The sequence below is a fragment of the Rhizobacter sp. genome (assembly GCF_046595475.1).
Lineage (GTDB): Bacteria > Pseudomonadota > Gammaproteobacteria > Burkholderiales > Burkholderiaceae_C > Rhizobacter.
The window spans coordinates 16,155-42,677 of record NZ_JBKJOQ010000115.1 but is presented as its reverse complement, the minus strand read 5'-3'; the positions used below and the strand labels follow the sequence as shown (position 1 = coordinate 42,677).

Annotated in this window: 28 protein-coding genes; 22 read left to right on the top strand and 6 right to left on the bottom strand. The window is 65.0% G+C overall.

The window, feature by feature from the left end:
- Positions 1-6: 6 nt before the first annotated feature.
- The gene (ylqF, locus tag AC30QB_RS21285; protein WP_489548275.1) at positions 7-924 is read left to right on the top strand and encodes a ribosome biogenesis GTPase YlqF; all 918 of its coding nucleotides are present in this window, start codon (positions 7-9) and stop codon (positions 922-924) included.
- 13 nt (positions 925-937) lie between these two features.
- Here ylqF and AC30QB_RS21280 read toward each other — a convergent pair whose 3' ends face one another.
- Positions 938-2,731: a glutamine--tRNA ligase/YqeY domain fusion protein gene (locus tag AC30QB_RS21280; RefSeq protein WP_489548274.1), complete on the bottom strand. Its 1,794-nt coding sequence runs from the start codon at positions 2,729-2,731 to the stop codon at positions 938-940.
- Between the two features lie 210 nt (positions 2,732-2,941).
- Here AC30QB_RS21280 and AC30QB_RS21275 point away from each other — a divergent pair, with 210 nt between their 5' ends.
- Positions 2,942-3,352 carry a hypothetical protein gene (locus tag AC30QB_RS21275; RefSeq protein WP_489548273.1) on the top strand — a complete coding sequence of 137 codons (411 nt, stop codon included), beginning with the start codon at positions 2,942-2,944 and terminating at the stop codon, positions 3,350-3,352.
- A 126-nt stretch (positions 3,353-3,478) separates the two neighbouring features.
- Positions 3,479-3,958, top strand: coding sequence for a hypothetical protein (locus AC30QB_RS21270; RefSeq protein ID WP_489548272.1), 480 nt, complete (start codon positions 3,479-3,481; stop codon positions 3,956-3,958).
- Positions 3,959-4,017: 59 nt separating this feature from the next.
- Here AC30QB_RS21270 and AC30QB_RS21265 read toward each other — a convergent pair whose 3' ends face one another.
- From AC30QB_RS21265 to AC30QB_RS21250, 4 genes are all read right to left on the bottom strand, one after another.
- Entirely contained in the window at positions 4,018-4,314 is a 297-nt protein-coding gene (locus AC30QB_RS21265) for a 2TM domain-containing protein (RefSeq protein ID WP_489548271.1), read from the bottom strand.
- Complete coding sequence (locus AC30QB_RS21260) at positions 4,314-5,114, bottom strand: LytR/AlgR family response regulator transcription factor (RefSeq protein ID WP_489548270.1); 801 nt, start codon at positions 5,112-5,114, stop codon at positions 4,314-4,316. Before AC30QB_RS21260 ends, AC30QB_RS21265 begins: the two co-directional genes overlap by 1 nt.
- Positions 5,115-5,122: 8 nt before the next feature.
- A complete protein-coding gene (locus AC30QB_RS21255) occupies positions 5,123-6,184 on the bottom strand; it encodes a sensor histidine kinase (RefSeq protein WP_489548269.1) in 1,062 nt (353 codons plus the stop codon).
- A gap of 71 nt (positions 6,185-6,255) precedes the next feature.
- Positions 6,256-6,789 carry a DUF6622 family protein gene (locus AC30QB_RS21250; protein WP_489548268.1) on the bottom strand — a complete coding sequence of 178 codons (534 nt, stop codon included), beginning with the start codon at positions 6,787-6,789 and terminating at the stop codon, positions 6,256-6,258.
- A gap of 179 nt (positions 6,790-6,968) precedes the next feature.
- Here AC30QB_RS21250 and AC30QB_RS21245 point away from each other — a divergent pair, with 179 nt between their 5' ends.
- A complete protein-coding gene (locus AC30QB_RS21245; protein ID WP_489548267.1) occupies positions 6,969-8,669 on the top strand; it encodes a M14 family metallopeptidase in 1,701 nt (566 codons plus the stop codon).
- 14 nt (positions 8,670-8,683) lie between these two features.
- Here AC30QB_RS21245 and AC30QB_RS21240 read toward each other — a convergent pair whose 3' ends face one another.
- On the bottom strand, positions 8,684-10,243 hold the full coding sequence (locus tag AC30QB_RS21240; RefSeq protein WP_489548266.1) for a helicase HerA-like domain-containing protein: 1,560 nt from the start codon (positions 10,241-10,243) through the stop codon (positions 8,684-8,686).
- A gap of 115 nt (positions 10,244-10,358) precedes the next feature.
- Between AC30QB_RS21240 and AC30QB_RS21235 the strand changes: the two genes are divergently transcribed.
- From AC30QB_RS21235 to AC30QB_RS21150, 18 genes are all read left to right on the top strand, one after another.
- Positions 10,359-11,777: an ethanolamine ammonia-lyase subunit EutB gene (locus AC30QB_RS21235; RefSeq protein ID WP_489548265.1), complete on the top strand. Its 1,419-nt coding sequence runs from the start codon at positions 10,359-10,361 to the stop codon at positions 11,775-11,777.
- The gene (gene eutC / locus AC30QB_RS21230; protein ID WP_489548264.1) at positions 11,774-12,547 is read left to right on the top strand and encodes an ethanolamine ammonia-lyase subunit EutC; all 774 of its coding nucleotides are present in this window, start codon (positions 11,774-11,776) and stop codon (positions 12,545-12,547) included. Before AC30QB_RS21235 ends, eutC begins: the two co-directional genes overlap by 4 nt.
- Positions 12,548-12,612: 65 nt before the next feature.
- On the top strand, positions 12,613-13,338 hold the full coding sequence (locus AC30QB_RS21225) for a YebC/PmpR family DNA-binding transcriptional regulator (RefSeq protein ID WP_489548263.1): 726 nt from the start codon (positions 12,613-12,615) through the stop codon (positions 13,336-13,338).
- Positions 13,335-14,627, top strand: coding sequence for a phosphoribosylamine--glycine ligase (gene purD / locus AC30QB_RS21220; protein WP_489548262.1), 1,293 nt, complete (start codon positions 13,335-13,337; stop codon positions 14,625-14,627). The genes AC30QB_RS21225 and purD overlap by 4 nt, the downstream gene beginning before the upstream one ends.
- Before the next feature lie 23 nt (positions 14,628-14,650).
- Positions 14,651-15,253, top strand: coding sequence for a 1-acyl-sn-glycerol-3-phosphate acyltransferase (locus AC30QB_RS21215; protein ID WP_489548261.1), 603 nt, complete (start codon positions 14,651-14,653; stop codon positions 15,251-15,253).
- Positions 15,250-16,167, top strand: coding sequence for an oxygen-dependent coproporphyrinogen oxidase (gene hemF / locus AC30QB_RS21210; protein ID WP_489548260.1), 918 nt, complete (start codon positions 15,250-15,252; stop codon positions 16,165-16,167). Before AC30QB_RS21215 ends, hemF begins: the two co-directional genes overlap by 4 nt.
- A gap of 93 nt (positions 16,168-16,260) precedes the next feature.
- Entirely contained in the window at positions 16,261-16,854 is a 594-nt protein-coding gene (gene nadD, locus AC30QB_RS21205) for a nicotinate-nucleotide adenylyltransferase (RefSeq protein WP_489548259.1), read from the top strand.
- Complete coding sequence (gene rsfS / locus AC30QB_RS21200; protein ID WP_489548258.1) at positions 16,855-17,565, top strand: ribosome silencing factor; 711 nt, start codon at positions 16,855-16,857, stop codon at positions 17,563-17,565.
- Complete coding sequence (gene rlmH / locus AC30QB_RS21195) at positions 17,562-18,029, top strand: 23S rRNA (pseudouridine(1915)-N(3))-methyltransferase RlmH (protein WP_489548257.1); 468 nt, start codon at positions 17,562-17,564, stop codon at positions 18,027-18,029. The genes rsfS and rlmH overlap by 4 nt, the downstream gene beginning before the upstream one ends.
- Positions 18,030-18,034: 5 nt before the next feature.
- A complete protein-coding gene (locus AC30QB_RS21190; RefSeq protein ID WP_489548295.1) occupies positions 18,035-18,637 on the top strand; it encodes a Maf family protein in 603 nt (200 codons plus the stop codon).
- A 37-nt stretch (positions 18,638-18,674) separates the two neighbouring features.
- Positions 18,675-20,177, top strand: a complete 1,503-nt coding sequence (gene rng / locus AC30QB_RS21185; RefSeq protein WP_489548256.1) for a ribonuclease G — start codon at positions 18,675-18,677, stop codon at positions 20,175-20,177.
- Between the two features lie 20 nt (positions 20,178-20,197).
- Positions 20,198-20,968, top strand: a complete 771-nt coding sequence (rfbF, locus tag AC30QB_RS21180; protein WP_489548255.1) for a glucose-1-phosphate cytidylyltransferase — start codon at positions 20,198-20,200, stop codon at positions 20,966-20,968.
- Positions 20,968-22,026 carry a CDP-glucose 4,6-dehydratase gene (rfbG, locus tag AC30QB_RS21175; RefSeq protein WP_489548254.1) on the top strand — a complete coding sequence of 353 codons (1,059 nt, stop codon included), beginning with the start codon at positions 20,968-20,970 and terminating at the stop codon, positions 22,024-22,026. The genes rfbF and rfbG overlap by 1 nt, the downstream gene beginning before the upstream one ends.
- Complete coding sequence (locus AC30QB_RS21170; protein ID WP_489548253.1) at positions 22,023-22,583, top strand: dTDP-4-dehydrorhamnose 3,5-epimerase family protein; 561 nt, start codon at positions 22,023-22,025, stop codon at positions 22,581-22,583. The genes rfbG and AC30QB_RS21170 overlap by 4 nt, the downstream gene beginning before the upstream one ends.
- Positions 22,580-23,809 (top strand): methyltransferase domain-containing protein, encoded by a 1,230-nt coding sequence (locus AC30QB_RS21165; RefSeq protein WP_489548252.1) that lies wholly within the window; start codon positions 22,580-22,582, stop codon positions 23,807-23,809. The genes AC30QB_RS21170 and AC30QB_RS21165 overlap by 4 nt, the downstream gene beginning before the upstream one ends.
- Positions 23,806-24,636 carry an NAD-dependent epimerase/dehydratase family protein gene (locus tag AC30QB_RS21160; RefSeq protein ID WP_489548251.1) on the top strand — a complete coding sequence of 277 codons (831 nt, stop codon included), beginning with the start codon at positions 23,806-23,808 and terminating at the stop codon, positions 24,634-24,636. Before AC30QB_RS21165 ends, AC30QB_RS21160 begins: the two co-directional genes overlap by 4 nt.
- Before the next feature lie 152 nt (positions 24,637-24,788).
- The gene (locus AC30QB_RS21155; protein WP_489548250.1) at positions 24,789-25,529 is read left to right on the top strand and encodes a cephalosporin hydroxylase family protein; all 741 of its coding nucleotides are present in this window, start codon (positions 24,789-24,791) and stop codon (positions 25,527-25,529) included.
- Between the two features lies 1 nt (position 25,530).
- Positions 25,531-26,439 (top strand): hypothetical protein, encoded by a 909-nt coding sequence (locus AC30QB_RS21150; protein ID WP_489548249.1) that lies wholly within the window; start codon positions 25,531-25,533, stop codon positions 26,437-26,439.
- Positions 26,440-26,523 lie beyond the last annotated feature (84 nt).

Here is a 26,523-nt window from a genome sequence, read left to right as displayed (position 1 = left end):
CGCCAAGTGACCATCCAGTGGTTCCCGGGGCACATGCACCTGACGCGCCAGGCCATTGCCGACCGCATCAAGGAAACCGACGCTGTTATTGAGCTGCTCGATGCCCGCCTGCCAGGCTCCAGCGCCAACCCGCTGCTGGCCGAGCTGACGGGCAGCCGTCCCAAGCTCAAGCTGCTCAACAAGCAAGACCTGGCCGACCCGAGCCGCACGGCCGACTGGCTGGCGCACTACAACGCCATGCCCGCCACGCGCGCCATCGCGCTCGATGCCTCTGAAACTGCGCCCGCACAGCGGCTGATCGACGCTTGCCGCGTGCTGGCGCCGCTGCGCGGGGGCATGGCCAAGCCGCTTCGCGTGCTGATCTGCGGCGTCCCCAACGTGGGCAAGTCGACGCTCATCAACACCATCACCGGAAAAAAAGCCACCAAGACAGGCGACGAAGCCGGCATCACCAAGGTCGAGCAGCGCATTGCGCTGGCGAGCGACTTCTACCTCTTCGACACCCCGGGCATGCTGTGGCCGCGCATCGTGGCCGAAAAGACCGGCTACAACCTGGCGGCCAGCGGGGCAGTGGGGCGCAATGCCTTTGATGAAGAAGAAGTGGCGCTCGACTTGCTGGGCTACCTGAAGCTGCACTACGCGCCGGCGCTGGCCGAGCGCTACAAGCTCGCCGAGGTGAGCAGCATGGCCGACGAAGACTTGCTGGCTGAGATCGGCCGAAAACGAGGCGCGCTGCAAAGCGGCGGCCGCATCAATCTGCAAAAAGCCGCCGAGGTGGTGGTCTACGACTTTCGCGCTGGCAACCTGGGGCGCGTCACGCTGGAAACGCCGGCCGAGTTCGCCGCGTGGCTGGCGGCGGGCGAGCTGGCCGACGCGCAGCGCCAGGCGGCCAAAAAGAAGAAGCGGGCCGGCCCGAGCGCCTGAGGGCGGTCGGCGGCTACTTGCTCCAGGCGTCTTTCAGCGTGGTGGTGCGGTTGAACACCAGATGGCCAGGCGCGCTGTCGTGCCGGTCGACCACGAAGTAGCCGTGTCGCTCGAACTGAAATTTGTCGTCGGCCTTGGCAGATGCCAGCCCCGGCTCCACATACGCCGTCACTGTTTTCTTGCTGCCCGGGTTGAGCACGCTCAAGAAGTCACGCCCGCCTGCATCGGGTTGGGCCTCGGTGAACAAGCGGTCATACAAGCGCACCTCGGCCGCCACGCCGGTGCTCACGCTGACCCAGGTGATCACGCCCTTGACCTTCACCGCATCGGCGCCGGTCGTGCCGCTCTTGGTGTCGGGCACGAGTTGCGCGAGCACGGCGGTGATGTTGCCCTGCGCGTCTTTCTCGCAACCGGTGCACTCGATCACATAGCCGTACTTCAGGCGTGTCTTGTTGCCGGGGTAAAGACGGTGGTAGCCCTTGGTCGGCACTGCCATGAAGTCTTCGCGCTCGACCCACAGCTCATGCGTCAGCACGAAATCGCGCTGGCCGCGCTCGTGGTGGCCGGGGTGTACAGGAGCGTGGCAGGGCTCTTGGTGCGCTTCGCTGCCGAACACGTAGTCAAAGTTGGTGAGCTTGAGCTTGAGCGGGTCAAGCACAGCGCAGGCGCGCGGGGCTTTCGGGTCGAGGTCGTCGCGCAGGGCGATCTCGAGCGAGCTGTAGTCGATCCAGCCGCCGGCCTTGCTCACACCGCTGCGCTCGGCCAGCAGCTGAATGCTCTCAGGCGTGTAGCCGCGGCGGCGCAGGCCCACGATGGTGGGCATGCGGGGGTCGTCCCAACCGTTGACATGCTGTTCGTCGACCAACTGCTTGAGCTTGCGCTTGCTGGTGATGATGTAGGTGATGTTGAGCCGCGCAAACTCGTACTGGTGCGGGCGGGGCTGGGCCAGCAGGCCCAGTGTGCACAGCTGGTCTAGCAGCCAGTCGTAGAAGGGGCGCTGGTCTTCAAATTCGAGCGTGCACACGCTGTGGGTGATGTTTTCTAGCGCGTCTTCGATCGGGTGTGCGTAGGTGTACATCGGGTAGATGCACCAGGTGTCGCCAGTGTTGTGATGCGTGGCGCGCTTGATGCGGTAGAGAGCCGGGTCGCGCAGATTGATGTTGGGCGAGGCCATGTCGATCTTCGCCCGCAGCACCATGGCGCCATCGGCATGCTTGCCGTCGCGCATCTCGCGAAAGCGGGCCAGGTTGTCGGCCGGTGTGCGCGAGCGGTACGCGCTGTCTTTGCCGGGGGTGGCGAAGTCACCGCGGTTGGCGCGCATCTCGTCGGCCGTTTGCTCGTCTACATAGGCGAGGCCTGCCGTGATGAGCGCTTCGGCCGCGCGGTACATGAAGTCGAAGTAGTGGCTGGCGTAGTACAGATGGCGGGTGCCCTGCGACTCCCAGCCAAAGCCCAGCCACTTCACGGCGTCGAGGATGGAGTCGACGTACTCCTGCTCTTCTTTCTCGGGGTTGGTGTCGTCGAAGCGCATGTGGCACACGCCGCCGTAGTCGCGTGCCAGGCCGAAGTTGAGGCAGATGCTCTTGGCATGCCCGATGTGCAGGTAGCCATTCGGCTCTGGCGGAAAGCGTGTGCGGATCTTGGCGGGGTCGAGCGGGCCGGCGGCGTGGTGCGCTGCGTCGCCCGGTGTGCCCGCAAAGTGGCGGCTCGCGTAAGTGCCCTGGGCCAGGTCGCGCTCGATGATTTGCCGCAAGAAATTGCTGGGCTTGTGGTCGTCGGTGGGCGTTTGGCTTTTGTGGTCGCTCATGCAGGGCGCTTCGAATTCAAGGGGGTGGGGCGGCGGGCAGACAGCCGCTAAAACAGCGAAAAATGATTGTAGACCGCACCCTCAGCGAGGGCCCGCTTTCGCAGGCGCGTGACGCTTCGCACAGGGCCGGTGTTCGCGTTCGCGGCGACCCCCATGGCTGAAGGGGCGCCAGGCCTATCGCACAGGCGTGCTGTCTCGAACAATGACGAGATGAACCAGCCTCCTCCGCCCGACGACAGAGCCCTCAAGAGCGTGCACAGCGCCTGGGCGACGACCACGCCGTCCAAGTTTCTGGACGACCCCATACCGCCCCGCCGTGTGCCGCCACAGCCTCACCCACAACGCAAGCCGCAGGCCCAGGCGCTGACCCCCAAGACGCATGTGTGGCTGGCGCGCCTGCCACCGCGCTACCAGCCTCTGGCCACCGCTCGTCGCCACCCGCACCTTGTCAACCGGCTGTGTGAGCTGTGGCAGACCCCGGCCCAGCTGCCGGCCCACCTGAGCGAGTTGATGCTCAGCACCCGGCTGGGCCAGCGGGAGGGTTTCACTTTTGAAATTTTGACCGAATTGGCTGACCTGCAAGCCATGGTGGAGCTGATGCAAAGGGGCGAGAAGTTTTAGTTGTCAGCGGGGCTTTACGTTCAGCAACATGAGTTTTACCAACTCTGTGTGAACGGGCAGGGGGCGCAGCCCGTTGTGTGCTCAGACCGGCCAATTTGCCGCCGGCTCTGACAAGGAGAGCACGCCATGTTGAACCGCAAATCCGTTTTCGCCGCCACCCTGTTGGCCCTGGGGTCTGTCTGCGCTGGCACCGCTCAAGCATCTGATGTGCACTGGTCCGTCGGCATCAACCTGCCCCAGGTAGGCACCGTGATTTCCAATGCGCCGGTGTACCGAGCCCCGGCGCCCGTGTATGTGGAGCCTGCTCCTGTGTATTGGGAGCCGGCACCTGTGTATTGGGAGCCGGCACCCGTGGTCGTGTATCGACCGGCGCCACCCCCAGTGGTGTACCGCCCTGCGCCGGTGTATGCGCCGGGCTACTACTACGGCCCGAGCGTGGTTCGCGCCAACTGGGTGGGGCCTCGCCACGGTGGCTGGCACGACGCCCGCTGGCACCATGACCGCGATGACCGCGATGACGACCGTCGTGACGACCACCGAGACCGCGATGACCGCCACCACGGTGATCGCAGCGGCCCGGTTCCGCGTGACAACCATCACCACTGATCTGCCGATCTGCTGACATCAAAAGGGCCGCTACACAGCGGCTCTTTTTCATGCAGTGCCTATTTGTCTTCGCCCCTGTCGCGCCGCATGCGTTCGATCTCTTCTCGAATCATGCGTTCGCGCATGCCTTCGCCTTGCAGGCTGATGAAGGTGAACACTCCGTGGATCAGCAGCCCCAGGCCCCAGCCCCAGAACATGCCAAAGCCACGGTGCGGGTGGCCCGTCAATTCGGCGTAGGCATAAAACGCGGCGTTGACCGCCACGAACAGTGCGGCGTGCTTGTAGAAGAAGAGCTTCTTGCGCACGCGCCAATGGGCGCGGCCTTCGATGCTGTCGCGGGGCGGTCGATCACGCATCACATGGCCTTGAAGAGATGGGCGTACAGCCGACTCACGGCCAGCTTGTCGTTGTGGCCGCGCAGGGTGAGGGTGAGCTTGCCGGCTTCGTCTCGTATGGCGGTGGCGACGGCGTCGGCGCGCACCACGGTGCCGCGGTGGATCTGCCAGAAGCGCTGCATGTCGAGCTGTGGCAGCAGCTCACGCAACGAGATGCGAATCAGGTGCTCGCGCTCGGGGGTGACCAGTCGCACGTATTTGTCAGCGGCCTCGAAGTACAGCACCTCGTCGACCTTCACCATGTGGATGGACGCCCCCACGCCGGCCTGGATCACGCTGAGCTTTGGGGCTGGCGGTGCGGGGTGCGCCCCCAGCAGGCTGCGCAACTGGGCCAGTGTGGTGTCCAAGGCGGCATCGGGCAGGGTGTTTTGCTCGCGCTGGCGCAAGGCCAGCTGCAGGCGCGAGCAGGTCTGTGCCAGGCGGTCGGGCGACACCGGCTTGAGCACGTAGTCGACGGCGGCGCGGTCAAAAGCTTCGAGCGCGTACTGGTCGTGCGCCGTCACAAACACCAGCAGCGGGAAGGGCACGCCCCCGGGCCAGTCTTCGGCCAATGCGTGGGCGGCTTCGAGCCCGCTCAGGCCCGGCATGCGGATGTCAAGAAACAGAATCTGCGGGCGCAGCTCCAGCGCCTTTTGCACGGCGGCCTCGCCGTGGCCCACGGTGGCCACAAAGCTCAGCTGCGGCCACAGGCGCGACAGCTCGGCCTTGAGGTGGGCAGCGAGCAGGGGCTCGTCTTCGGCGATGAGGGCGGTGGCGTTCATCATTAGGTTCACGCGGTGCGGTTGAGGGGGATGCGAACCGTGGCCAGCGTGCCGCCCAGGCCGTCGTCGGGTGTGCTGAGCACGAGCGTGGCGGGCTCGCCGTAAAGAGTGGACAAGCGCTCTCGCACCTGGCTCACGCCGAAGTGCGTGCCGTCGTTGGCGACGGTTGAAAGCCCGGCGCCGGTGTCGCGCACGCTGAGCACCAGGTCGCTGCCCTCGGCACGCGCTGTCACGATCAGGCGGCCGCCGTCCACATGCGGCTCCAGGCCATGCTTGATGGCGTTTTCGACCAGTGGTTGCAGCAACAGCGTGGGCACGGCCAGATCGGCCAGGTCGGCAGAGAATTCGACTTCCGTTTGCAGGCGCTCGCCCATGCGGATTTTCATCAGCGCGAGGTAGTCGGCAATGCGGGCGAACTCTGCCGACAGCGGGTGCAGCATGTGGCGCGAGGCGGTGAGGGTGGAGCGCATGAAGGCGACCAGGTGGTCGAGCATTTGTTGGGCGCGGGGCGGGTCCAGGCTGATCAGCACACGCAGATTGGCCAGTGTGTTGAAGAGCATGTGGGGCTCCAGCTGCGAGGCCAGCAGCTTGAGCTGGTTCTCAGCCGCGTCGCGCTGCGCGGCGGCCACCAGCTGCTGCAGGTGCTGGCCGCGGCCACGCGAATAGAAGAAGTAGCTGATGGCGCTGCTGGCCGTCACCGCGATGAAGAGATAGCCCAGGGCGATGCGGGGCGACTGCGTGAGCTTTTGCAAGGTCGAGCAGCCGCAGTGGAGGTCGCCGATATAGGTGCCCACGGTGTAGCCGCCCAGAATGCTGAGCACCAGCAGCAGCCAGCGCCGCCAGCCCATGGGCCAGCCGCTGACAGGGTCGGGGCTGAACGCGAAGCGGCCAAAGTCGGTGAACGCCCAGATGCTCAGGCCGATGGCCTGCGCGTAGACCATGTGGTTCAGCGGCTCACCGTTGCGCAGCGCAAGGCCGACGCCGATCACCGTGTTGAACGCCACCACGATCAGCGCGTGACGCAGAAAGTCGAGCGCGCTGTGGTCGCGGTGCATCGTCTCGGCCGGCATGGTGATGGCGCTGTGCGGGGTGTAAGTTGGCGTGGACGGCAGTCTACTTGGCACCGCGCTCGTCACCGGGCTCACGCGAGGCGCATCCCGCTGGCCGCCGGCGCGCTGCGCAAGATGCGCAGCGACCGCGCCAGGAACACGCCCGACAGCGCGCCATAGGCCATCGGCATCGTCAGGCTGAACATCGTGTCGTGGGCCCAGCTCGGGTGCATCACCAGCGTGACCGTGCTCACGTAGCGCACGGCAAAGACCGACAGCATGCATGCCAGCGGCCAGACGCTGCCCTGCACAGCGTAGCGGCCACTGCCCAGGTATTGCGCCTTGCTCTGGCCTGCCAGCGCCAGGATGGCCGCCACCACCAGCGCCACACCGATCAGCCAGCCGGCAACGACCTCGGCATGCGCGCCGAAGGCGGTGGCCGCACCCCACAGCGAATACGCCCCCAGCGCCACCGGTGCAAGGGCCAGGGATCGGCTGGTCACGACGCGGTCGGCCACCTGCTTGAGGCCGATGAACGTGATCAAGGCCAGCACGACCCAAACCCAGTGCGGGGTGTGGGTAAGAACTTGGCTGATGACGACACTGAGGGGCAGATCGGTGGGCATGGTGGGCTCCTTGGGTTGAATTCGATGGAGCAACTTTGCCAACCGGTTAGCGCCCAGGCGAGGGCGGTGCGACGAAACAGCGGCGCAGCTCGCCAAGCGCGGCCGGCACGCCGCGAGCGGCAAATCGCAGGGCGGCTTTGGCTGGCTATAGTCAACGCCCCATGGTTGCGGAGACTGGCATGTCGCAGGCCCCCCTGAAGCGTTGGTTGGCATTGGTGCTCGGCGTGGCGGGGCTGGTGGCGTGCAGCAGCACGCCTATGCCACCCGCATCGCCGTCGCCCGGGTCATCGCCGTCGAGCTCGGCTCCGCAAGCCCCTGGCGCTGCGGCCACCGAGCCGCAGGCGACGCCACAAGCCTCCACCCCCTACGGTGCCGCTGTCGCGGCCCGTTTTCCCGACCCGGCGGTGAGCTACAGCACCCCGGCCTTTCAGGATGCGCGCGCCGGCTTCACCACCAATGCCGAGCTGCAAACGCTGCTGCGCAGCCTGGCCGGGCCCGGCGTGCGCCTGCTGAGCCTGAGTGCCTCACAAAACGGCATACCGCTGGAGGCGCTGCTGTTCACCCGCAACGCCGACACCAGCCCGGCGGCGCTGATGCAAAGCGGCCGCCCCACGGTGTTGCTGATCGGCCAGCAGCACGGCGACGAGCCGGCGGGCAGCGAAGCCCTGCTGGTGCTGGCGCAAGAGCTGGCGCGCGGCAAGCTGCATGGCTTGCTCGACCGCATCAACGTGCTGGTGATGCCGCGCGCCAACCCCGACGGTGCGCAGAGCAACCAGCGTGCAGCCGCCAATGGCATCGACGTCAACCGCGACCACTTGCTGCTCAAGACACCCGAAGCGCAGGTGCTGGCACGCCTGATGCGCGACTACCAGCCGCTGGTGGTGGTCGACGCGCACGAGTACACCGTGGCCGACCGCTACCTGCAAAAATTCAACGCTGTGCAGCGCTACGACGCGCTGGTGCAGTACGCGATGACGGCCAACCTGCCGGCTTTCATCACCAAGGCCTCTGAAGAGTGGTTTCGCCAGCCGCTGCTGGCGAGCCTGAAGCGGCAGGGCCTGAGTTCGGAGTGGTACTACACCACGTCGAGCGACCTCAACGACAAGAAGCTCTCGATGGGCGGCACCCAGCCCGACACCGGACGCAATGTGAACGGGCTGAAGAACGCCGTCAGCATCCTGATCGAGACGCGCGGCGTGGGCATAGGCCGCCTGCACCTGAAGCGCCGCGTGTACACGCATGTGACGGCCATGGCCAGCATCCTGCAAAGCGCGGCCGACCGCGGCGCCGACCTGCAGAAGCTACGCCAGTATGTAGACGCCGAGGTGAGCGCGCAGGCTTGTCAGGGCCAGGCGGTGGTGGAGGCCGCGGCCACACCTACCGAGTACTCCCTGCTGATGCTCGACCCCACCACCGGTGCTGACAAAGCCTATGCCGTCAACTGGGACTCCGCCCTCGCGCTGCGCGAAGTGAAGGTGCGCCAGCGCCCTTGCGGCTATTGGCTGGCCGCCGACCAGGCCGACGCCGTGGCACGCCTGCGCACCCTGGGCGTGCGGGTCGAGCAGGCCGTGGGCAGTGGGGTGGCCCAAGGCGAAACCTACGAAGAGCTGTCACGCCAGCAGGTCGCACGACAAGACGTGCGCGGCCCGATGGGCGAGGCGAGCGTGCTGCGGGTGGAGGTGAAGACCGCCTCAGCGCTCATAGACGTGTCGGTGGGCAGCTACTACGTGCCCTTGAGCCAGCCGCTGGCCAACCTGGTGATGGCCGCGCTGGAGCCTGACACCCAGAGCAGCTATTTCGCCAACGGCATCGTCACCGAGCTGGGCAAGCAGGCTCGGCTGACAGCGCTGCCAGGCAACAGGCTGGTGGTGGTGCCTTGAGAAGCTGAAATCGGTCAGCGCTTCTTGCCGCCACCGAAGATGCCGCCCAGCACGCCGCGAATGATCTCGCGGCCCACGCTCGAACCCATGGTGCGGATGGCTGACTTGGCCATGGTTTGCGCGAGGCCGTCGTGCTTGGCGCCGCGCGGGCCGGTGGTGCCGAAGAGCACGTCGTTCAAGCCGCCCAGAATGCCCCCGCCCGGCGCCTCACCCGTGCCCACGGGGGTGTTGCCTGGCTGGGTCTGCCTCTGCGCCTCGGCTGAGCCCGTCACGGCGCGGCCCTTGAGCTTCTCGTAGGCCGACTCACGGTCGACCGTCTTCTCGTACACCCCCGCCACCAGCGAGCTGGCGATGAGCGCCTTGCGTTGCTCCGGCGTGATGGGCCCGATCTGGCTGCCCGGTGGCAGCACGAACACGCGCTCTGTGACGCTGGGGCGCCCCTTCTCGTCGAGCATGCTGATGAGGGCTTCGCCCACGGCCAGCTCGGTGATGGCGGTTTCGATGTCCAGCCCCGGCTTGGCGCGCATGGTGCTGGCAGCCGCCTTCACCGCCTTTTGGTCGCGTGGCGTGAAGGCACGCAGCGCGTGTTGCACCCGGTTGCCCAGCTGCGACAGCACGGTGTCGGGGATGTCGAGCGGGTTTTGCGTTACGAAGTACACACCGACGCCCTTGGAGCGCACCAGCCGCACCACCAGCTCGATGCGCTCAACCAGCGCGGTGGGCGCATCTTTGAACAGCAGGTGAGCTTCGTCGAAGAAGAACACCAGCTTGGGCTTTTCCAGGTCACCCACTTCGGGCAGCTGCTCGAACAGCTCTGACAGCATCCACAGCAAGAAGGTGGCGTACAGGCGAGGGGCGTTCATCAGCTGGTCTGCGGCAAGGATGTTGATGACACCTTTGCCGCCGTCGCCCGTCTGCATGAAATCGGCGATGTTGAGCATGGGCTCGCCGAAGAACTTGTCGCCGCCTTGCTCGCTGATCTGCAGCAGCCCGCGCTGCACGGCGCCGATGCTGGCGGCGCTCACGTTGCCGTACTCGGTGGTGAACTGAGAGGCGTTGTCGCCCACGTGCTGCAGCATGGCGCGCAGGTCTTTCAGGTCGAGCAAGAGCATGCCGTTGTCGTCGGCGATCTTGAACACCAGGTTGAGCACGCCGGCCTGGGTCTCGTTGAGCGCCAGCATGCGCGAGAGCAGCAGCGGGCCCATGTCGCTCACGGTGGCGCGCACTGGGTGGCCTTGCGCTTGTTTGTCGTCGGCGAACACGTCCCACAGCGTGGCAGGGCAGGCGGCGGACTCGGGGGTGGCGATGCCGCGCTCTTTCAGCACCGCGGCAAGCTTGTCACCCACCTTGCCGGCCTGGGTGATGCCGGTGAGGTCGCCCTTCACGTCGGCCATGAACACTGGCACGCCGAGTTTGCTGAAGTTTTCGGCCAGCGTTTGCAGCGTGATGGTCTTGCCAGTGCCGGTGGCCCCGGTGATCAGCCCGTGGCGGTTGGCCATTGCCGGAAGCAGGAAGCATTCCGTCGTCTCTTGTTTGGAGATGACGTGCTTGGCGATCAGGATGGGCTCGGCCATGGGGTGTTCTCGTGGGGGTTGAAGCGCCAGTCTATCGAACACAAAGGCCACGCTCTGCGCTGACGGGCACGCCTGGTGGTTCAATGGCTCTCGTGCCCACAGCCGGTGCAAACACATGGGATACCGCCACACGGTGCAGGGCAAGACATTTGCCTTCGTCGACTTGAAAGACCTGCTGGCCCAGGCCTCGCCCCTGCGCTCGGGCGACATGCTGGCCGGCGTGTGTGCCCAGAGCGCGGCCGAGCGCATGGCGGCGCGCATGGCCTTGGCCGACCTGCCGCTCACCGAGTTTTTGAACCAGGCGCTGGTGCCGTATGAAGACGACGAGGTGACGCGCCTGATCGTCGACAGCCACGATGCAGCCGCGTTTGCCGAGATCGCCAGCCTGACCGTGGGCGAGCTGCGCGAATGGCTGCTGCTGGAGGGCACTGACACGGCAGCACTCACCCGCGTGGCGGCTGGGGTGACGCCCGAGATGGCGGCAGCGGTGAGCAAGCTCATGCGCAACCAAGATTTGATCTTGGCGGCGCGCAAGTGCAGCGTCGTCACCCGCTTTCGCACCACCCTTGGCCTGCCGGGCCACCTAGCGGTGCGCTTGCAGCCCAACCACCCGACCGACGACGCCCAGGGCATTGCCGCCTCCATGCTCGACGGCCTGCTTTATGGCTGCGGCGATGCGGTGGTGGGCATCAACCCGGCGGCAGACAGCGTGCCTGCGCTCAACCGCTTGCTTCAGCAGCTCGACGAGGTGCGCCAGCGCTTCGAGATCCCGATGCAGAGCTGCGTGCTCACCCATGTGACCAACCAGATGGACGCCATGCGCCAGGGCGCACCGGTCGACTTGGTGTTCCAGTCGATCGCCGGCACCGAGAAGGCCAACACCAGCTTCGGCATCAGCCTGGCCCTGTTGCGCGAGGCGCACGACATGGCGTTGGCGCTGCGCCGCGCCACGCTGGGCCGGCCTGAAGACGCCAACGTCATGTATTTCGAAACCGGGCAAGGCAGCGCGCTGTCGGCCGATGCGCACTTCGGTATCGACCAGCAAACCTGCGAGGCGCGCGCCTATGCCGTGGCGCGCGCTTTCAGGCCGCTGCTGGTCAACACCGTGGTCGGCTTCATCGGGCCCGAGTACCTGTACGACGGCAAGCAGATCACGCGCGCCGGGCTTGAAGACCACTTCTGCGGCAAGCTGCTCGGCCTGCCCATGGGCTGCGATGTCTGCTACACCAACCACAGCAAGGCCGACCAGGACGACATGGACAACTTGCTGACCCTGCTGGGCGCGGCCGGCGTGAACTTCGTGATGGGCGTGCCGGGCGCGGATGACGTGATGCTCAACTACCAGAGCACCTCGTTCCACGACGCGCTGTACCTGCGCGAGTTGCTGGGCTTGAAGCGTGCGCCGGAGTTCGAGGCCTGGCTTGCCAAGATGCAGATCACCGATGGCGCTGGCCGCCTGCTCGGTGGTGGTCGCGGTGAAGGCGGCCCGCATCTGTTGCTCCAGAGCATGCTGCATCGCGAGGTGCTCTCGTGACCGACCTGGCCCATCCCGACGCCTGGCAGGCCTTGCGCCGCCACACGCCAGCCCGCATTGCGCTCGGCCGCGTGGGCCACAGCCTGCCCACGGCCGAGGTGCTGCGCTTCGGCCTGGCGCATGCGCTGGCGCAAGACGCCGTGCACCGGCCGCTAGACACCGAAGCGCTTTGCGCAGAGCTGCAGGCCGATGGCTGGGCAACGATTTGTGCTCACAGCCGCGCCCCTGACCGAGAGCAGTACCTGATGCGCCCCGACCTGGGCCGCAGGCTCGCCGCCGACACCGCGGCCCTGCTGCGCGATGCGGCTCCGCCCGAGCCGCCCCATCTCGTGTTCGTGCTTGGCGATGGGCTGTCGCCCTTGGCTGTGGAGAGGCACGCGCCTGCGCTGCTGCGCGCCCTGCGCCCCCGCTTGCCGCCGCAATGGCGCATGGCGCCGGTCGTGGTCGTGCGCCAGGCCAGGGTGGCCGTGGGCGATGAAGTGGGCGAGCTTTGGCGCGCGAAGATGGTGGCGGTTTTGATCGGTGAGCGGCCCGGGCTCAGCTCACCCGACAGCCTGGGTGTGTACGTCACCCATGCACCGGTCATAGGACGGCACGATGCCGAGCGCAACTGCATCTCCAATGTGCGGCCTGAAGGCCTGCCGCCCGCGGCTGCGGCAGCCAAGCTGGCGTGGCTCGTGTTGGCCGCCCTGAAGCGGGGCCTGACCGGCGTGCAGCTGAAAGATGACAGCGAGCTGAGCGCCATCGAGGGCGCGCCGCCGCACCCTTAAAATGGTCGCCTTCCATCCAACAACGCAGCGCTGCCAGCACCGAGCAGCGCCAGGAGATCTCTTTCATGGCGGGTCATTCCAAGTGGGCCAACATCCAGCACCGCAAGGGCCGCCAGGACGAAAAGCGGGGCAAGGTCTGGACCCGCGTCATCCGTGAAATCATGGTCGCTGCCCGCCAAGGCGGCGGCGACGTGAAAGAAAACCCCCGGCTGCGCCTGGCGGTAGAGAAGGCCAAGGCGGCCAACATGCCGTCCGACACCATCAAGAAAAACATCGACAAGGCCACCGGCGCCCTTGAAGGCGTGCACTACGAGGAAATTCGCTACGAGGGCTATGGCATTGGCGGGGCCGCGGTCATCCTCGACTGCATGACCGACAACAAGGTGCGCACCGTGGCTGAGATACGCCACGCCTTCAGCAAGTACGGCGGCAACCTGGGCACCGAAGGCTCGGTGGCCTTCCAGTTCAAGCATTGCGGCCAGCTGGTGTTCGAGCCCGGCACGAATGAAGACAAGGTGATGGAAGTGGCCCTCGAAGCCGGCGCCGACGATGTTGTGACGGGCGACGATGGCGCCATCGAGGTGCTGTCGCCACCGCATGACTTCGAGGCCGTCAAGGCAGCACTCGAAGCGGCAGGGTTCAAGCCTGGCGTGGCCGAGGTGACGATGCGGGCCGAGAACACCATCGAGCTGAGCGGTGAAGACGCGCAGCGCATGCAAAAGCTGCTCGATGTGCTGGAAGACCTGGACGACACGCAAGAGGTCTTCCACAACGCGGTGATCAACGAATGAAAGTTCTCGTCATTGGCTCGGGCGGCCGTGAGCATGCTCTTGCCTGGAAGCTGGCCCAGTCCCCCAAGGTGCAATCGGTGTTTGTGGCCCCCGGCAACGGCGGCACGGCCCTAGACGATCACCTCAAGAACATCGCCATCACCGACGTGAAGGCGCTCGCCGACTTTGCCCAGGCCGAGAAGATCGCGCTCACCGTGGTGGGGCCCGAGGCGCCGCTGGCGGCCGGTGTGGTCGATGAATTTCGCAAGCGCGGGCTGCGCATCTTCGGCCCCACGCGGGCCGCAGCCCAGCTGGAAAGCTCCAAGGCCTTTGCCAAAGACTTCATGAAGCGCCACGCGATCCCCACCGCAGCCTACGACACCTTCACCGACATCGCGGCGGCGCATGCTTACGTCGACAAGATGGGTGCCCCCATCGTGATCAAGGCAGACGGGCTCGCTGCGCGCAAGGGCGTGGTGGTGGCGATGAGCCTGGCCGAGGCGCACGAGGCCGTCGATTGGATGTTGGGTGCTGACGCCGACGCCAACAAGCTCGGCGTGCAACACAACGCCGGCGGCGCGCGGGTGGTGATCGAAGAATTCTTGCAAGGCGAAGAAGCCAGCTTCATCGTGATGTGCGACGGCAAGAACGTGCTGCCGCTCGCCACCAGCCAAGACCACAAGCGCCTGCAAGACGCTGACCTTGGCCCCAACACTGGGGGCATGGGCGCCTACTCGCCGGCACCGGTGGTCACGCCCAACGTGCATGCGCGAGCCATGCAAGACATCATCTTGCCCACCATCGAAGGCATGGCGAAAGACGGCATTCCCTTCACCGGCTTTCTGTATGCCGGGCTGATGATCGACGAAGAGAGCGTGCCCAAGACGCTTGAGTTCAACACCCGCATGGGCGACCCCGAAACGCAGCCCATCATGATGCGGCTCAAGAGCGATTTGTTTGACGTCTTCATGGCCGCCACCGACGGCACGCTAGACGAAGTGACGCTGCAATGGGACCGCCGCGTGGCGCTGGGCGTGGTGATGGCTGCGGCCGGCTACCCGCTTGCCCCGCGCCAGGGAGACGCCATCACCGGCCTGCCCGACGACGAAGCCGATGCCATGGTGTTCCATGCCGGCACCGTCATGCAGGGCAAGAGTGTGCTGACCTCAGGCGGCCGCGTGCTGTGCGTCACCGCACTCGGCGACTCGGTGAAGATTGCGCAAACGCGGGCCTACGATGCCTTGCAAGGCATTCAGTTCGACGGCGCCCAATACCGCCGCGACATCGGCTACCGCGCCATCAAGCGCTGACGGCTTTTTGTGATGACACGCTGATGGTCTTGACTGAACGGCCGGTGCAGCTTCGCGGCAGCGCCTTGGCCCGCGGGCTCTTGCGCCTGGCGGGCTGGCGGCTGCAGTTCACCGGCTTGCCGGCGCAGCAGGGCGTGATCATCGTGTACCCGCACACCTCGAACTGGGACTTCCTGCTGGGCCTGCTCACCAAGTGGGGCGCAGGCGTGCCGGTCACGTTCTGGGGCAAAGACAGCCTCTTCAAACTGCCCATGCTCGGCCGCTGGGTGCGCTGGGTCGGTGGCTTGCCGGTAGACCGCCGGGCTTCGCACGGCATCGTCGGACAGATGGGCGAAGCGCTCAAGGCAGCACGGCGCGAGGGGCGCTTCATGTGGCTGGCGCTGTCACCCGAGGGCACGCGCAGCCACCAAGACGCGTGGCGCTCGGGCTTCTACCATGTGACACTGGCCGCGCAGGTTCCTCTAGGTCTGGCCTATTTCGACTATGTGAACCGCGTGGTGTCTGCAGACCGCTTCATCACGCTGAGCGGCCACGCCGATGCCGACATGGCCGAGATTGCCGCTTACCTCGGACACCGCGTGGGCAAATGGCCACAGCTGGCCACACCCATACGACTCAAGCCATGAACACGAACGACGTTCGCACCTACCTGCTGGGCCTGCAAGATCGCATCATCGGCGCCATGGAAGCCGAGAGCGGCGAAGCCTTCGCCACCGACGGCTGGGTGCGCCCGGCGGGCGAGAAGCTGCAAGGCGATGGCCTGTCGCGCCTGATCGAAGAAGGGCGGCTGCTGGAGCGTGGCGGCTGCAACTTCTCGCATGTGAAAGGCGCGGTGATGCCGCCTTCAGCCACGCAGCACCGGCCCGAGCTGGCGGGAGCACCCTTCGAGGCCATGGGCGTGTCGCTGGTCTTCCACCCGCGCAACCCTTACGTGCCCACCGTGCACATGAACGTGCGCATGTTTGCGGCCTTGCCTGAAGGGCGCGAGCCCGTGGTGTGGTTTGGCGGCGGCATGGACCTCACGCCCTACTACGGCTTCGAGGAGGACGCGGCGCACTTTCACCGCAGCAACCGTGATGCCCTGGCGCCATTTGGCGACGACAAATTCCCGCGCTTCAAGCAGTGGTGCGACGACTATTTCTTCTTGAAGCACCGCAACGAGCCGCGCGGCATAGGAGGCGTGTTCTTCGACGACTTCTCCGAAAGCGGCTTTGAGCACAGCTTTGCCATGACGCGCGCCGTGGGCGATGCCTTTGTCGGCGCCTACCTGCCCATCGTGCAGCGCCGCAAAGGCATGGCCTATGGCGAGCGCGAGCGCGACTTCCAGGCCTACCGGCGCGGCCGCTACGTCGAGTTCAACCTGGTCTTCGACCGCGGCACCTTGTTTGGCTTGCAATCGGGCGGGCGCACCGAAAGCATCCTGATGTCGATGCCGCCGGTGGTGAAGTGGCGCTACAACTGGGCGCCGCAAGACGGCACGCCCGAAGCGCGGCTGTACTCAGACTTCTTGCGCCCGCGTGATTGGGCCAATGAACATTGACGCCGCGCCGCGGGCCGAGCGCCGGGCCTCTCCCAAGCCGGCCCGCATCTCCTCGGGGGATCGGCGAACGTACTCGTTCGCCGAGGGGTCGTCATGAAGCGCATCGGGCTCTTTGGGGGCAGTTTCGACCCTGTGCACAGTGCCCATGTCGCGCTGGCACGTCTCGCCTTGTCCGAGATGAAGCTAGACGAAGTGCGCTGGATTCCTGTCGGCCAGCAACCCCAGAAGGCACGCCAGCTCGCGCCACCCGCGCACCGTGAAGCCATGGTGCGCCTGGCCATCCAAGACGAGCCCCGTTTCGTGATTGAGCGCTGCGAGCTGCAGCGCCGCGGCCCGAGCTTCACGCTCGACACCGTGCGTGAGCTGCAGGAGCGCGAGCCCGGCAACGACTGGTTCCTGATGGTCGGGCAAGACCAGTACGCTGGCCTGCACACCTGGCGAGACTGGCGTGAGCTGCTGGGTCGCGTGACGCTGGCTGTCGCCAACCGGCCAGGCGTCTTGCCGCAGCCGCATGCCGATGTGGCAATGGCGCCGCATCGCATGGTGGCCTTGCCCATGATGGATATTTCTTCCACCGAGATTCGAAAACGCCTTGAAACCGGGCGAGGGATAGACAATCTGGTGCCTGCCGCCGTGGCAGGCTATATTGACCAACACCGCCTTTACCAAGGACCTTCTGGGAGCTGAATGGACATCCGAAAACTGCAACGCGCCATCGTCGATGGTTTGGAAGACGTGAAAGCCCAAGGCATTCAGGTCTTTGATACCGAGCACCTGTCGCCGCTCTTCGAGCGCGTGGTCATCGCCTCGGGCACATCGAACCGACAAACCAAGGCGCTTGCCGCCAGCGTGCGCGATGCCGTGAAATCAAAGGGCTTCCCGGTGTTGCGCACCGAAGGTGAAGCCAACGGCGAATGGATCATCGTGGATTGCGGTGCGGCGGTGGTGCACGTGATGCAGCCCGCCATCCGCGAGTATTACCACCTCGAAGAGATCTGGGGCGACAAGCCCGTCAAGCTGAAGATCGACACCACACCGGCCAAGCTGGTGAAGGCGGCAGAGCCCGACAAGCCGACAGCGAAGAAGGCCGCGGCCAAGAAGGTTGCGGGCAAGAAGGCTGCGCCTGCGAAGGCCCCCGCCAAGGCACCTGCCAAAGCGCTACCCAAGAAGGTGGCCGCCAAGGCTGCACCTGCCAGGAAGGCCGCGCCTGGCAAGAAAGCCGCCCCGGCCGCCAAGAAGGCGCCTGCGAAGCGCGCTGCACCGGCCAAGGTCATCACGCGGGTGGTGGGCGTGAAGAAGAGCATCACGGGCTCCAAGAAGGCACCGGCCAAGAAGGCATCGGCAAGCAAGGTGGCGGCCAAGAAGGCGCCCGCCAAGAGAGCGCCCGGTCGGGCGTGAAGCTCCTTCTGGTCGCCGTAGGCCAGCGCCAGCCTGCATGGGCTGAAACGGCTTACGGCGATTACGCCAAGCGCTTCCCACCCGAGATGCGCTTGGAGCTCAAGGCCGTGAAGGCCGAGACGCGCGGCTCCAAGACAGCCGAGCAACTGATGGCGGCCGAGGCCGCCCGCCTCGAAGCCGCATTGCCCAAGGGCGTGCGGCGCGTTGTGCTCGACGAGCGCGGTGACCGGCTCACCACCGTGCAGCTCTCGGCGCGCATGAAGGCCTGGATGCACGACGGGCGCGACGTGGCACTTGTGGTCGGCGGCCCTGATGGGCTTGATGCGTCGCTCAAGCAAACCGCCGACGAAACCCTGCGCCTATCAGACCTCACGCTGCCTCATGCCTTCGTGCGCGTGCTGCTGGCTGAGGCGCTGTACCGCGCCTGGACGGTGATGGTCAACCATCCGTATCACCGCGAATGACGCTGATGTCCGGTTTCATTTACCTCGCTTCGCAAAGCCCGCGCCGCAGTCAATTGCTCAAGCAACTTGGGGTGACGCACGAGCTGCTGCTCGCCGGGCCGGAAGAAGACGCCGAATCGTTGGAGGCCGAACAGCGTGGCGAACTGCCGGCCGACTACGTGGAGCGCGTGACCCGCGCCAAGCTTCACGCGGCCCGTAAACGCTGGAAGGCACGCAGCCTGTTGCCGGCGCCCATCCTCTGCTCAGACACCACGGTGGCCCTCGGTCGCCGCATTCTGGGTAAGCCCGCCGACGCAGCCGATGCCCACAAAACCTTGTCGCTGCTGTCCGGCCACACCCACCGTGTGATCACCGCCGTGGCCGTCGCCTGGGGCCGCAGCGAGGCCTTGGCGGTGAGCGTCTCGCACGTGCGCTTTGCGGAGCTGAGCGACGCGCAGATTGCTGCCTACGTCGACAGCAAAGAGCCTTTCGGCAAGGCTGGCGCCTATGCCATTCAGAGCGCTGCGGCGGCCTGGATTGCCCATATCGAGGGGAGCTACTCCGGTATCATGGGTTTGCCTCTGTACGAGACGGCCCAGCTGCTGAGACAAGCAGGCGTGAAGTTCTGACGCCAGCTTTGTCGGCGCCCACAAGAGACCCGTCCCCATGCAAGACATCTTGATCAACTGGGCGCCCCAGGAAACGCGCGTGGCCGTGGTCGAAAACGGTGCTGTGCAAGACCTCTATGTCGAGCGCACCCTGGAGCGAGGCCTGGTCGGCAACATCTACGCCGGCCGCGTGGCACGCGTGCTGCCGGGCATGCAATCGGCCTTCATCGACATCGGCCTTGAGCGCGCCGCCTTTTTGCATGTAGCCGATGTGCATGTGAATGGCGGCAACGGCGCTCGCGGCGAGCATGGCCCCGGCGTGCCGCCGCCGCTGCCCATCGAGCGCCTGGTGTTCGAAGGCCAGACGCTCACCGTGCAGGTGATCAAAGACCCGATCGGCACCAAGGGTGCGAGGCTGTCCACCCAGATCAGCATTGCCGGGCGCATGCTGGTGTTTTTGCCGCAAGACGACCACATCGGCATCTCGCAGAAGATAGGCTCGCACGAGCTGCGCGAGCAGCTGCGCACACGCATGAACACGCTTGCCGGCAAGCCGGAAGAGGGCAGCGGGGCGCCCTATGCGGGCGGCGGGTTCATCTTGCGCACCAATGCCGAAGACGCCACCGACGAAGAGCTGGGCGACGACATTGCCTACCTCCGCAAGACCTGGGGCGCCATTCGCGAGCGCAGCTTCAAGTCACCGGCGGGTTCGCTGCTGCATCAAGACCTGAGCTTGGTGGAGCGCGTGTTGCGCGACATGGCCAACGATGCCACGCAGTCGATCCGCATTGACTCGCGCATGCAGTACGACCAGCTCGTGGCGTTCGGCGCCGAGTTCACGCCCGGCTCGGTGGCCAAGCTTGCGCACTACAAGGGCGAGCGGCCGATCTTCGACCTCTACAACATTGACGAAGAGATTGCCAAGGCCTTGGCGCGGCGTGTCGACCTGAAGTCGGGTGGCTACCTCATCGTTGACCAGACCGAAGCGCTGACCACGGTCGACGTGAACACCGGCGGCTACGTGGGCGCGCGCAACTTCGACGACACCATTTTCAAGACCAACCTCGAAGCCACCCAGGCGATTGCGCGGCAGCTGCGCCTGCGCAACCTGGGCGGCATCATCATCATCGACTTCATCGACATGACGCGCGAAGAGCACCAGGCCACGGTGCTCGCCGAGCTGCGCAAACAGCTGGCCCGCGACCGCACCAAGATCACGGTGAGCGGCTTTACTCAGCTGGGCCTGGTGGAGATGACGCGCAAGCGCACCCGCGAGTCGCTGGCCCACATGTTGTGCGAGCCGTGCCCCATCTGCGAAGGCAAGGGCCAGGTGAAAACACCGCGCAGCGTGTGCTACGACATCCTGCGCGAGATCTTGCGCGAGGCGCGGCAGTTCAACCCCAAGGAATTTCGCATCATCGCCTCGGCGGCGGTCGTGGAGATGCTGCTCGATGAAGAGAGCCAGCATTTGGCGGGCTTGAGTGATTTCATCGGCAAGCCGATTTCGTTGCAGGCCGAGACGTCGGGGTCGCCGGAGGCTTACGACATCGTGTTGATCTGAGGCATACCTAGGAGCAGTTCTTGAAAGCTGTGATTCTTGCGGGTGGGTTCGGCAGCCGAATCTCTGAGGAAACCAACCTCAAGCCCAAACCCATGGTCGAGATCGGCGGCAAACCGATCCTCTGGCACATCATGAAGATCTATTCGGCCAGTGGCGTGAACGAGTTCGTGATCTGCTGCGGCTACAAGGGCTATGTGATCAAGGAGTACTTCGCCAACTATTTCCTGCACATGTCAGACGTCACCTTCGACATGGCCGACAATCGCATGGAAGTGCATCACAAGCAGGCCGAGCCCTGGCGTGTGACGCTCGTGAACACGGGCGACGATTCAATGACCGGCGGCCGCCTCAAGCGCGTGGCCGAATACGTGAAAGACGAAGAGGCCTTCTGCTTCACTTACGGCGATGGTGTGGCCAACGTTGATGTGGCGGCCACCATCGCTTTTCACAAAGCACATGGCAAGCTCGCCACGGTGACGGCGGTCCAGCCCCCGGGGCGCTACGGCGCCTTGCAGTTGGAGGGAAGCAAAGTGCTGGGCTTCACCGAGAAGCCGCCTGGCGAGGGCGGGCAGATCAACGGCGGCTTCTTTGTGCTGTCGCCGCGCTGCCTAGACCGCATAGCGAGCGACGCCAGCAGCTGGGAAGGCGAGCCTCTGACAAGCCTGGCGCGTGACGGCGAGCTGATGTCTTTCTCGCACACGGGCTTCTGGCAGCCGATGGACACCCTGCGCGAGAAGAACCTGCTTGAAGAACTCTGGCAGTCGGGCCGCGCGCCCTGGAAGACCTGGTGATGCCACCACGCCCCGACTTCTGGCGCGGCAAGCGTGTGCTGCTGACCGGCCACACCGGCTTCAAGGGCGGCTGGCTGGCGCTGTGGCTGGCCCGCATGGGTGCGCAGGTGACCGGGCTGTCGCTAGCGCCGGCCACGCCGCGTAATCTGTTCAGCGTGGCGCGCGTTGGCGAGGCCTGCGACAGCCGAATCGGCGACATCCGTGACCTGGAAACGGTGGCCACGCTGGTGCGTGAGACCCGGCCGGAGCTGGTGCTGCATCTCGCCGCCCAGGCCCTGGTGCGCGCCAGCTACCGCCAGCCCGTTGATACCTTTGCCACCAACGTGATGGGCACCGCCCATGTGCTCGACGCGATGCGCGGCGTCGACAGCGTGCGCTCGGTGGTGGTGGTAACCACCGACAAGGTGTACCGCAACCACGAGACCGCCTACCCCTATCGCGAGCACGATGCGCTGGGTGGGCACGACCCTTACAGCGCCAGCAAGGCCGCTTCGGAGATCGTGGCCGAGAGCTACCGCGAGGCTTACCTGCGCGCGCAAGGTGTGGCGGTGGCCACAGCCCGCGCGGGCAACGTGATCGGTGGTGGCGATTGGTCTGAAGACCGGTTGATCCCCGATGCCGTTCGCGCGTGGGAATCGGGTGCGGTGTTGGAAATCCGCCGCCCGCAGGCGGTGCGACCCTGGCAGCACGTGTTGGAGCCATTGGCAGGCTACCTGCGCCTGGCCGAGCAGCTGTGGGACGACCCAACAAACGCCGGGCCCTACAACTTCGGTCCGCACACGCACGAGGCGGCCACGGTGGGTGAGGTGGTCGCGTTGGCGCGACAGACGTATGGGCGTGGCGAGAGCGTGCTGTGCGATGGCTCACAGGGGCCGCACGAGGCTGGCTGGCTGGCACTCGAGGTGGCGCACGCCCGGGTTTCGCTGGGCGTGGAGCCGCGCTGGAGCTTGGCCGAGGCAGTGGCGCGCACCATGGGTTGGTACCGGCAGCAGGCGCAGGGCGGCGATGCGCGGGCGCTGTGCCACGACGACATGCTGGCGTTCGAGGCGCGCGCGTGAGTCGCTTCAAACTCAGCGACACGGCGCTGGCCGGTGTTCGGGTCGTCGAGCGGCAACGCGTGGGTGATGCACGAGGGTCGCTGACGCGGCTCTTTTGCGCCGACGAGCTGCGCGAGGCGGGGTGGATGGGGCCCATCGCCCAGATCAACCACACCGTTACCACGCGAGCAGGAGCGGTGCGCGGCATGCACTTTCAGCGCTCGCCGCACGCCGAGATCAAGCTGGTGAGCTGCTTGCGCGGCGAAGTTTTCGACGTGGCTGTCGACCTGCGCCCGGCGTCGCCGACGTATCTGCACTGGCATGCCGAGCGTCTGTCTGCCGACAACGGGCGGGCGCTGCTCATCCCCCAGGGTTTTGCGCATGGCTTCCAGGCGCTGGCCGACAATGTCCAGCTTTTGTACTGCCATTCGGCCGCTTACGCGCCGGGGGCAGAAGCGGGGTTGAGCCCGACGGATGCGCGGCTTGCGATTGCCTGGCCGCTGGGCATTTCGGAGCTGTCGCCGCGCGATGCTGGCCACCCGCAGATCAATGATGAATTCAGAGGAGTAAACGTTTGAAGTGCCGCCATTGCAGCGCAGCCTTGAGCCTGCCTTTCCTGGATCTCGGCAGCGCGCCGCCCTCCAACGCCTATTTGTCTGAAGCGGCCTTGCGCGCGCCGGAGATGTGGTTCCCGTTGCGCCTGCTGGTGTGCGGCAGCTGCTGGCTGGTTCAGACTGAAGACCACGCAGGCCGCGAGGCGCTGTTCACCGACGATTACGCCTACTTCAGCTCGTTCTCGTCATCTTGGTTGGAGCACAGCCAGCGCTATGTGAGCGCCATGACCCAACGCTTCCAGCTGGGCGGGGCCAGCTTGGTGTCGGAGATCGCGGCCAATGATGGCTACCTCTTGCAGTACGTAAAACAGGCTGGCATCCCTTGCTACGGGGTAGAGCCGACCGCCAGCACGGCGGCCGCGGCCCGCGTCAAGGGCATCGACATCGTCGAGCGCTTCTTCGGTGTGGCCTTGGCCGATGAGTTGGCTGTGCAAGGCCGGCAGGTCGACTTGGTGGCAGCCAACAACGTGCTCGCACACGTGCCCGACATCAATGACTTCGTGAGCGGTTTCGCGCGTCTGCTCAAGCCACGAGGGGTTGCCACCTTCGAATTTCCGCACCTCATGCGCATGGTTCAAGAGAACCAGTTCGACACCGCTTATCACGAGCACTATTCGTATCTTTCGCTCACGGCCGTGCAGCGGGTTTTCGAGGCCAACGGCTTGACTGTGTTTGATGTCGAGGAGCACGGCACCCACGGTGGCAGCCTTCGCGTGTTTGCCCAGCGCAGTGACGGTGGCCGTCACACCACCACGCAACAAGTGAGTGCCGTGCTGGAGCGTGAGGCCGAGGCGGGCGTCGCCACCGCGATTTTCTACGCCGGGTTTCAGGCAAGAACCGACCGCGTGAAAGACGATTTCTATGCTTTCCTGATCGACGCCAAGCGACGTGGCAAATCGGTGGCGGCCTACGGCGCAGCGGCCAAGGGCAATACGCTAATGAACTACGCCGGCATTCGCCCCGACCTCATTGATTTCGTGGTCGACCGCAACCCCGCCAAGCAGAACAGGTACATGCCGGGCAGCCGCATCCCCATCGTGGCCGAAGAGCGGCTGAAGGTCGAGCGCCCCGACTATGTGGTCATCCTGCCCTGGAATCTGCGCGCCGAGGTAATGCAGCAGCTTGATTACGTTCGCGCTTGGGGCGGGCAGTTCGTGACCGCGGTGCCCGACCTGCAATGCACGCCATGAAGATCGCCGTGACAGGTTCAACCGGCTTCATTGGTCGCCATGTGGTGACCGAACTTGAACGTCGTGGCCATGCGGTGCTGCTGCTGGTGCGCGCTTCGTCTGTTTTGCCTGAGGGCTGGCAACGGTATGAGCAGCACTCCTGCCATTCAGCCGGAGCAGCGGTGGCCGCCAGCAGCCCCGACGCGATCATTCATTTGGCCTGGGGCGGTTTGCCCCGCTACCAATCTTCTCATCACTTCGAGCAGGAGTTGCCGGCGCAGTATGCATTGTTGAAATCAGTGCTTAGGGCGGGCGGGCCACGCGTCGTCGTGGCGGGCACGTGTTTTGAGTACGGCATGCAATCGGGCCCGCTTGATGAATCTATGGAGGCGCAGCCCAGCAACCCATACGCCTTTGCCAAGAATGCTTTGCGGTGCCAGCTCCAATTTCTTCAGCGTGAAGTGCCGTTCGAGCTGACTTGGGCGAGGCTCTTCTATGTGCATGGCGAGGGCCAGGCGCCGGGATCGTTGTTGCCGCAGCTTCAGGCAGCGGCAGCTCGTGGTGAAGCCGTGTTTCCCATGTCTGGCGGTGAGCAGCTGCGCGACTATCTGCCGGTCACCGAAGTGGCCAGCCATCTTGTGTCGCTGGCCGAATGCGAGGCGGGGCAGGGCATCGTCAATGTGTGTTCCGGTCGACCGACGTCGGTGCGGGCGCTGGTGGAGGGCTGGATTGCAGCCCGCGACTGGCAAATCAAACTGGAGCTGGGCCATTTTCCCTACCCGACGCACGAGCCCATGGCCTTCTGGGGCGACAATCAAAAGCTGAGGCGCTGCGTCGAGCAGCATTGAGCCGCGGTCTCCCGCATGGCCGACTTCAAGATCTTTGTCGCGCCGAGCAATTGCCGGATTTTCACAATCGCATATTCGCGTGCCGAGCAGCAACTACCTGAAACAACTTCAGGAGTCGACGGCGTTCAGATTCAACTATTGATTGGTGAAAAATGGAAAATTTTGACAAGGAAGTCGCTGCCCGCTTGGTGGTCAATGGCGATAACGAAGAACTCAAGGCGGCTGCACAAGCCTTCACTGTTGCGTCGATATTGCCCAAGTACTCGTACAACTTCTCCTGGATGGGGCGGCCTATCATTCAGTATCCGCAGGACATGGTTGCCATGCAGGAGCTGATCTGGACCCTTCAGCCCGACCTGATCATCGAGACGGGCATTGCGCATGGAGGTTCGCTGATTTTCTCGGCCTCGATGCTTGAGCTGAATGCGGCTTGCGGCGGTCCACAAGATGCGGAAGTGATTGGGCTGGACATCGATATTCGCCAGCACAACCGGGAGGCGATTGAGGCGCACCCGATGTTTCGCCGTATCTCGATGATTGAGGGCTCCAGCGTCGCGCCCGATGTGGTGGCTCGGGTGCGGGCTAAAGCGCAGGGCCGCAAGAACGTCCTCGTCTGCCTGGACAGCAATCACACCCACGAGCACGTTCTCGCCGAGCTCTCAGCCTATGCCCCGCTTACCTCAGTGGGCAGTTATTGCGTGGTCTTCGACACGGCTGTCGAAGACCTGCCGAAGGTCTTGAGCGGAGAGCGTCCCTGGGGACCGGGCGATAACCCGAAGACGGCGGTATGGGAGTATCTCAAGACCCACCCTGAATTCGAGAGCGATCGCAGCATCGACAACAAGCTGCTGATTAGCATGGCGCCAAGCGGCTACCTCAAGCGGGTTCGATGAGATGGGCGACCCCGTCATTCCAGGTCTGGTCTACGCCTGTCTGACCCATGTTCCCCTGTCGCTCGAGTTTCCGCCTTACGTCGTGCCCATTTACTTAGGTGACGCGCAAGGCGCAGGCAGGCTGAACCTACGCGATTTGGCACCCGAGTGGGCGCCGCATCACCCTGTGCTGGCGGGTTTGGCCGGCACCTTCGCGCTGCGGAACTACGTGCTTAGTTATCACCCAAGTGCCAGTCGCATTGGTATCTGCCAGTATCGCAAGTTCATCTCTCGGCAACGTATCAGCTTTGCGTCGGAACCGACTTACTCAGTGATGGATTTGGTTCACAAGGGTCTGCTGGAGAACGGGCGCATTGATGACCTGATGCACCCTGGGACTCAAGAGTTTCTGGTGAGTCGCGCGTATCCGTTCGGCAAGCATGGGCGCAAGTGCATGAACTTGTTTGAGCAATACAAACGCGCTCACCACATCGAAGACTTTCTGCGCTTTACGGCGGCCGCGGTTGAGCTCGGCGTGCTCGGCAAAAACGAGGTCGCGGGGTTCTTTGACGAAAAGACTCTTTCCCCAGGGGGCGTGGAGCTGGGTGTCTACGAGGCTGGTTTTTGGCTCAAGAGCGTGAGCCAAATCGAAGCTGTGGTGCGCTTGTGCCTTGCGCAGCATCCCGCTGCGGAGAACCTCACGCCGCGCGACAGCTATCAGGCGCGTCCGTGGGCATTCTGCGCCGAGCGGCTCGGCAGCTACTTGCTGTTGCAGCGGTTCAAGCAGATCGACGGCAGACGGGCGTGGGCTGGTCGTCATTCATTCACCCAGCGGCTGCTCCCGTCGCAAAGCTACATCGGGCAAATGAATCTCATCACCGAGAAGGCCGGTGAAGGCTATGCGCTGGGCAGCGTCAAAGCCACTGCGTGACAAGGCGGGTTGAGCGCGTCAGGTCGCGCTTCATTGCCGGCGGTTAGCCGCGCAAGGGTTTTTGGATTTCGGAACCCTGTTTTG

Excerpts from the sequence above, each read along its gene's own strand:
- AC30QB_RS21260 (WP_489548270.1), bottom strand. The coding sequence starts at position 5,114 with ATGAACGCCACCGCCCTCATCGCCGAAGACGAGCCCCTGCTCGCTGCC.
- rng (WP_489548256.1), top strand. The coding sequence starts at position 18,675 with ATGCAAGACATCTTGATCAACTGGGCGCCCCAGGAAACGCGCGTGGCC.
- AC30QB_RS21255 (WP_489548269.1), bottom strand. The coding sequence starts at position 6,184 with ATGCCGGCCGAGACGATGCACCGCGACCACAGCGCGCTCGACTTTCTG.
- AC30QB_RS21150 (WP_489548249.1), top strand. The coding sequence starts at position 25,531 with ATGGGCGACCCCGTCATTCCAGGTCTGGTCTACGCCTGTCTGACCCAT.
- AC30QB_RS21225 (WP_489548263.1), top strand. The coding sequence starts at position 12,613 with ATGGCGGGTCATTCCAAGTGGGCCAACATCCAGCACCGCAAGGGCCGC.
- AC30QB_RS21190 (WP_489548295.1), top strand. The coding sequence starts at position 18,035 with ATGTCCGGTTTCATTTACCTCGCTTCGCAAAGCCCGCGCCGCAGTCAA.
- AC30QB_RS21265 (WP_489548271.1), bottom strand. The coding sequence starts at position 4,314 with ATGCGTGATCGACCGCCCCGCGACAGCATCGAAGGCCGCGCCCATTGG.
- AC30QB_RS21270 (WP_489548272.1), top strand. The coding sequence starts at position 3,479 with ATGTTGAACCGCAAATCCGTTTTCGCCGCCACCCTGTTGGCCCTGGGG.
- rsfS (WP_489548258.1), top strand. The coding sequence starts at position 16,855 with ATGGACATCCGAAAACTGCAACGCGCCATCGTCGATGGTTTGGAAGAC.
- AC30QB_RS21235 (WP_489548265.1), top strand. The coding sequence starts at position 10,359 with ATGGGATACCGCCACACGGTGCAGGGCAAGACATTTGCCTTCGTCGAC.
- AC30QB_RS21160 (WP_489548251.1), top strand. The coding sequence starts at position 23,806 with ATGAAGATCGCCGTGACAGGTTCAACCGGCTTCATTGGTCGCCATGTG.
- AC30QB_RS21245 (WP_489548267.1), top strand. The coding sequence starts at position 6,969 with ATGTCGCAGGCCCCCCTGAAGCGTTGGTTGGCATTGGTGCTCGGCGTG.
- rfbG (WP_489548254.1), top strand. The coding sequence starts at position 20,968 with ATGCCACCACGCCCCGACTTCTGGCGCGGCAAGCGTGTGCTGCTGACC.
- AC30QB_RS21280 (WP_489548274.1), bottom strand. The coding sequence starts at position 2,731 with ATGAGCGACCACAAAAGCCAAACGCCCACCGACGACCACAAGCCCAGC.
- hemF (WP_489548260.1), top strand. The coding sequence starts at position 15,250 with ATGAACACGAACGACGTTCGCACCTACCTGCTGGGCCTGCAAGATCGC.
- purD (WP_489548262.1), top strand. The coding sequence starts at position 13,335 with ATGAAAGTTCTCGTCATTGGCTCGGGCGGCCGTGAGCATGCTCTTGCC.
- AC30QB_RS21155 (WP_489548250.1), top strand. The coding sequence starts at position 24,789 with ATGGAAAATTTTGACAAGGAAGTCGCTGCCCGCTTGGTGGTCAATGGC.
- AC30QB_RS21215 (WP_489548261.1), top strand. The coding sequence starts at position 14,651 with ATGGTCTTGACTGAACGGCCGGTGCAGCTTCGCGGCAGCGCCTTGGCC.
- AC30QB_RS21275 (WP_489548273.1), top strand. The coding sequence starts at position 2,942 with ATGAACCAGCCTCCTCCGCCCGACGACAGAGCCCTCAAGAGCGTGCAC.
- nadD (WP_489548259.1), top strand. The coding sequence starts at position 16,261 with ATGAAGCGCATCGGGCTCTTTGGGGGCAGTTTCGACCCTGTGCACAGT.
- AC30QB_RS21250 (WP_489548268.1), bottom strand. The coding sequence starts at position 6,789 with ATGCCCACCGATCTGCCCCTCAGTGTCGTCATCAGCCAAGTTCTTACC.
- AC30QB_RS21240 (WP_489548266.1), bottom strand. The coding sequence starts at position 10,243 with ATGGCCGAGCCCATCCTGATCGCCAAGCACGTCATCTCCAAACAAGAG.